The sequence below is a fragment of the Cupriavidus sp. FW306-01-F10A genome (genome assembly GCF_058782785.1).
Map to the genome: position 1 here is coordinate 1 of NZ_JBYSYA010000049.1, position 4009 is coordinate 4009.

Here is a 4009-nt window from a genome sequence, read left to right on the forward strand (position 1 = left end):
ATCGCTTCGGCGATGCCGACTCCGACCTGCATGGCGATCTCGGCGGCAACCGATAAGCAGTAACGACAAGACAGAAATCTTGAGGAACGAATGAAAATAGTGAGATATGGCCCGCAGGGCCTTGAGAAGCCGGGCTTGCTCGATGGAAATGGGGCAATCCGATCGCTGTGGCCGATGGTTTCGGACATAACTCCAGAAATCCTCAGCCCGGAAGGCCTGCACGCGCTCGCAGCGGTGAATCCGGAAAAACTGCCGCTCGTCCCCGGCACGCCGCGCCTCGGTGTACCCGTGTCGGGCATGCGCCAGGTGGTGGCCGTGGGCTTGAATTACCGGGCGCACGCGGAAGAGGCCAACATGGAAATACCGCGCCATCCGATGGTATTCAGCAAGGCCATCACTTCGCTGTCCGGTGCCAACGATGACATCGTCCTCCCCCGCGATTCGATGAATACGGATTGGGAGGTGGAGCTCGGCGTGGTGATCGGGCGCCCGGCCTACCAGATCGATGAAGCGGATGCACTGGACTACGTAGCCGGATACTGCACCGTCAACGATGTTTCCGAGCGGGTCTGGCAGATCGAGCGAAGCGGGCAATTCATCATCGGCAAGAGCGCGCCGGGCTTCGCGCCGGTCGGGCCTTGGCTGGTGACCCGTGACGAGATCGCGGATCCTCAGGCGCTCTCGCTGAGCCTGAGCGTCAACGATGAAATCCGGCAGCAGAGCCATACCAGCGACATGATCTTTCCGGTGGCGAAGCTGCTCAGCTATATCACCGGATGCTTCCGGCTCCTGCCAGGCGATATTGTCCTGACGGGCACGCCGCAGGGCGTCGGCATGGGCATGAAGCCGCCAGGGTATCTCAGGCCGGGCGACCGGGTTGCCACCGAGGTCAAGGGCCTGGGCCGGCAGCTCCAGATCGTGAGAGGCGAGGCAGGGTAGGCCGCGGAGCCTGGGCCAGGTGCCGCAGGGCACGTGCGGGCGAAGGCAAGTAAGGACGGCGATGCTGGCTACGCGATTTCGCGTACTGCTCGCATGTCGCGTTGACCTTGCCCGAATGGATGCCGAGTTCCTTGCTGCTGCCCGTGGTCAGCACGTTCAGATCGAACCCGCTCGGCCACTTCTTCCCCCATTCGAGCGCGTGCTTCTGCGTGTCATTGCAGAAGTTCCAGACGTAGTTCACCGCCCGGCTCTGCTTGTTGAGCAGGCCGTTGAGCGACTTCACCCGGTAGCGATAGACGAGAAGCATGCCGGTCATTCTAATTTGGGATTGCTTGCTGCCGGCAGCACTCCTTTCACTCCCCGCCCTGAAGGGCGAGGTTTCTCGGAGCAAATCTGATGAGATTGGTGTCGTATCAGAACAAGGGCAGGGCAGGTGTGGGTGTCATGGTGTCCGCGCAGCAGGTGGTATGCCTGGATGAGGTGGCGCCGGATTTGCCGCGGACGATGCGAGGCTTGCTATCGCTGGATGACGGGCTGGCCCGGGCCAGGGACGCGGCGGAGTCCGGGCGGGACAGTGCTTGCCATATCGATGGGCTGACGCTGGATCCGGTGGTGACGGATCCGCATGCCATCTGGTGCCTCGCGCGCAACTACAAGGCGCACGCCGACGAGATCGGCGTCGAGGCACCGACCCGGCCGATGATTTTCCATCGCGTTGCGGCCAGTCAGGTCGGACACCTGGGTCCGCTTGTGCGCCCGGTCGTTTCCGAGAAGTTCGACTATGAAGGCGAGCTTGCGGTCGTCATTGGGCGGGGCGGGCGACACATAGCGCGGGAGGCAGCGCTCGATCATGTGGCGGGCTATGCCTGCTACAACGACGGTTCCGTGCGCGACTGGCAGCGCCACTCCTCGCAGATCGGCGCGGGGAAGAACTTTGCCGGAACCGGTGCCTTTGGCCCCTGGCTGGTAACGCCTGACGAGGCAGGGGAGATTGGCGCAAACACCATGGTGACGCGACTGAACGGCGTGGAGGTGCAGAGCACCCCGCTGTCCGAGATGATCTTTGGGGTGGAGGAACTGGTCGCCTACTTTTCAACCATCTGTCCCCTGGTTCCCGGCGATGTGATCGTCACCGGCACGCCGGGCGGGGTGGGATTGTTCCAGGATCCGCCTCGCTTTCTCCGGGCCGGGGACGTCGTCGAAGTCGAAATCTCCAATATCGGCATTCTCAGAAACACGGTCCAGGAGGAAACGCTTGCCGGATAGACACGTCATGGGGGACATACCGGCTGGCGGCGTTCCGGATGCCGCAATTGGGGATAGAATCCGCTCTGCCGGTGTTCGCCCGTGGTCGGGCAGAATGGAGCGCTGCCTTTGCCGGTGCCAGGCAGCGTGTCACTGAAAATACATGAGGAGTTCGCTTGGATAGCGTACGTTCGGTCGAGCGCGCCCTGGATATTCTGCTCAGTTTTATCGAGACCCCGTCGATGGGTATCTCGAAGATCGAGGAGTCCGTTCCGCTCAGTCGCCCGACTTTATACCGCCTGCTGAATACGCTTGAGAAGAAGGGGCTGCTTCGCTCGTACGGTGACCCCCGCACCTATGAGTTGACGCATTTTGCCGTTGAGCTGGCCAATGCGTTCCTGGCCAGCACCGATGTCGTCCAAGTCGCGCAGCCCTTCCTGCAGGAACTATGGGAGGCGACCGACGAGACGATCTCGCTGTTCGTTTTCCAGGGCGGCAACAAGCGCGAGTGCGTCCAGGAACTCAAGAGCAAGAAGCCGCTGTCCTATGCCCCGGGGCTGACGGTGCGGCCGCTGCATGTTGGCGCGCCGGGGAAGGCGATCCTGGCTTTTCTTTCCGAGGCGGCGATCGTGGAAATCCTGCGCGCTATTCCTGCCGCGCAGGAGCGTGATCAGCTCAAGGCCTCGCTCAAGACGGTTCGTCGGAACAGGTATGCCATTTCTCTCGGCGAGCTGGTGGCCGGGGGCGCTTCCATCGCGGCGCCTGTCTTCGACAGGGAATCGAAGGTGGTTGGCTCCGTGGCATTGGCAATGCCACAGGCCCGGCTCACCAAGGTGCTGCAGGCGGAATACATACAACAGGTCCTGGCTACCGCCTGCAATATTTCAGTGGCCCTTGGCTGCGCCGATGCGCAGCTCGAGTCGGCTGCTTAGCCTTTCAGGGCTGTGGTCCGGTTCGCCTGGCGCGAGCCGGACGTGCAGGGCTCCTCTCGGATTGCCTGCTGATTGCGTGTCGCGGGCGCGCCTGGCCCCTGCTCGCACCAACGAAACAATGAAATTGCGGATGCTGCCTGGCCTGGCGCCAGCAGCAAAGTGACGCCTGCCCAATGCTGCGCGTCAGCCCCCGTTCGTTCCTTCAGTATATCCCCCTTGCGCGTGACGGTGTTTCGCCTTAGATTTATTTCGTTAGACGGCAAACATTGCGTACAGCGCAAATTATACCAGTCAAGCGGAATGGCCCCGAGGAAGGCGTGTGGGCAGATCGCAAGACGGCGATGGCCGGCACCAAAGCCATCGAGCTTCGCAGGCTTGCAGAGTGGTGCGGCCAGTCGATAGCTGGCGAGTACGCCGGATGCCTCCGCGATTCATTCCCTGACCCAAATCCCCTCGATTCGTTTTGACCAGCACATCCGTGTTGCCTGGTCGTTTCACATCGGGCGTTCGCGCGCGTGCGCCCTGAGTCGCGGGTACTGACCAGGTGCGATGTCCTGCCCTGTGCGCCTTGCCTGCCGATGCGTTTCCCCGCGGCAGCCATGCAAGAACGGCACGGCCGGTGAATGTGCCGTTGCATCTTGACAATGCCCTGAGCGGTGACTAGAGTTTGCGTAAATGAAACAACGTGTCCGCTGTGTGAAACTAAAGAATTTCACCGGACGCATGCCAACAAGGAGCAATCGGGTGTCGGAGACAGAGGACAAGACGTTCAAGGTGACCTTACGACCGAGCGGGCACAGCTATACGGTGCCGGCGGGGACGACGGTGCTGACGGCGGGGCTGAACGCCGGCTGGATCATGCCCTACAGCTGCCGTGCCGGTGGCTGCCGCAC

5 protein-coding genes and 1 pseudogene are annotated in these 4009 nt (G+C 62.1%); 4 read left to right on the top strand and 2 right to left on the bottom strand.

Going from position 1 to position 4009, the window contains the following annotated elements; all coding sequences use genetic code 11:
- On the bottom strand, nucleotides 1-188 hold a 188-nt coding region (locus AC3WLF_RS31245), incomplete at its 3' end, for a hypothetical protein (protein ID WP_492353465.1).
- On the opposite strand from AC3WLF_RS31245, the gene AC3WLF_RS31250 reads away from it, so the two are divergent.
- Nucleotides 175-939, top strand: a complete 765-nt coding sequence (locus AC3WLF_RS31250; protein WP_492359305.1) for a fumarylacetoacetate hydrolase family protein — start codon at nucleotides 175-177, stop codon at nucleotides 937-939. The two genes, AC3WLF_RS31245 and AC3WLF_RS31250, sit on opposite strands and share 14 nt — an antisense overlap.
- Nucleotides 940-985: 46 nt before the next feature.
- Here the strand turns inward: AC3WLF_RS31250 and AC3WLF_RS31255 are convergent.
- A pseudogene (locus AC3WLF_RS31255) lies at nucleotides 986-1246 on the bottom strand (RNA-guided endonuclease InsQ/TnpB family protein); the annotation flags it as partial.
- A gap of 89 nt (nucleotides 1247-1335) precedes the next feature.
- Here AC3WLF_RS31255 and AC3WLF_RS31260 point away from each other — a divergent pair.
- From AC3WLF_RS31260 to AC3WLF_RS31270, 3 genes are all read left to right on the top strand, one after another.
- Nucleotides 1336-2205: a fumarylacetoacetate hydrolase family protein gene (locus AC3WLF_RS31260; protein ID WP_492353467.1), complete on the top strand. Its 870-nt coding sequence runs from the start codon at nucleotides 1336-1338 to the stop codon at nucleotides 2203-2205.
- Nucleotides 2206-2360: 155 nt separating this feature from the next.
- Nucleotides 2361-3116 carry an IclR family transcriptional regulator gene (locus tag AC3WLF_RS31265; protein ID WP_492353468.1) on the top strand — a complete coding sequence of 252 codons (756 nt, stop codon included), beginning with the start codon at nucleotides 2361-2363 and terminating at the stop codon, nucleotides 3114-3116.
- A 723-nt stretch (nucleotides 3117-3839) separates the two neighbouring features.
- Nucleotides 3840-4009, top strand: a 170-nt coding sequence (locus tag AC3WLF_RS31270) for a 2Fe-2S iron-sulfur cluster-binding protein (RefSeq protein WP_492353469.1), incomplete at its 3' end; no start/stop codon positions are given.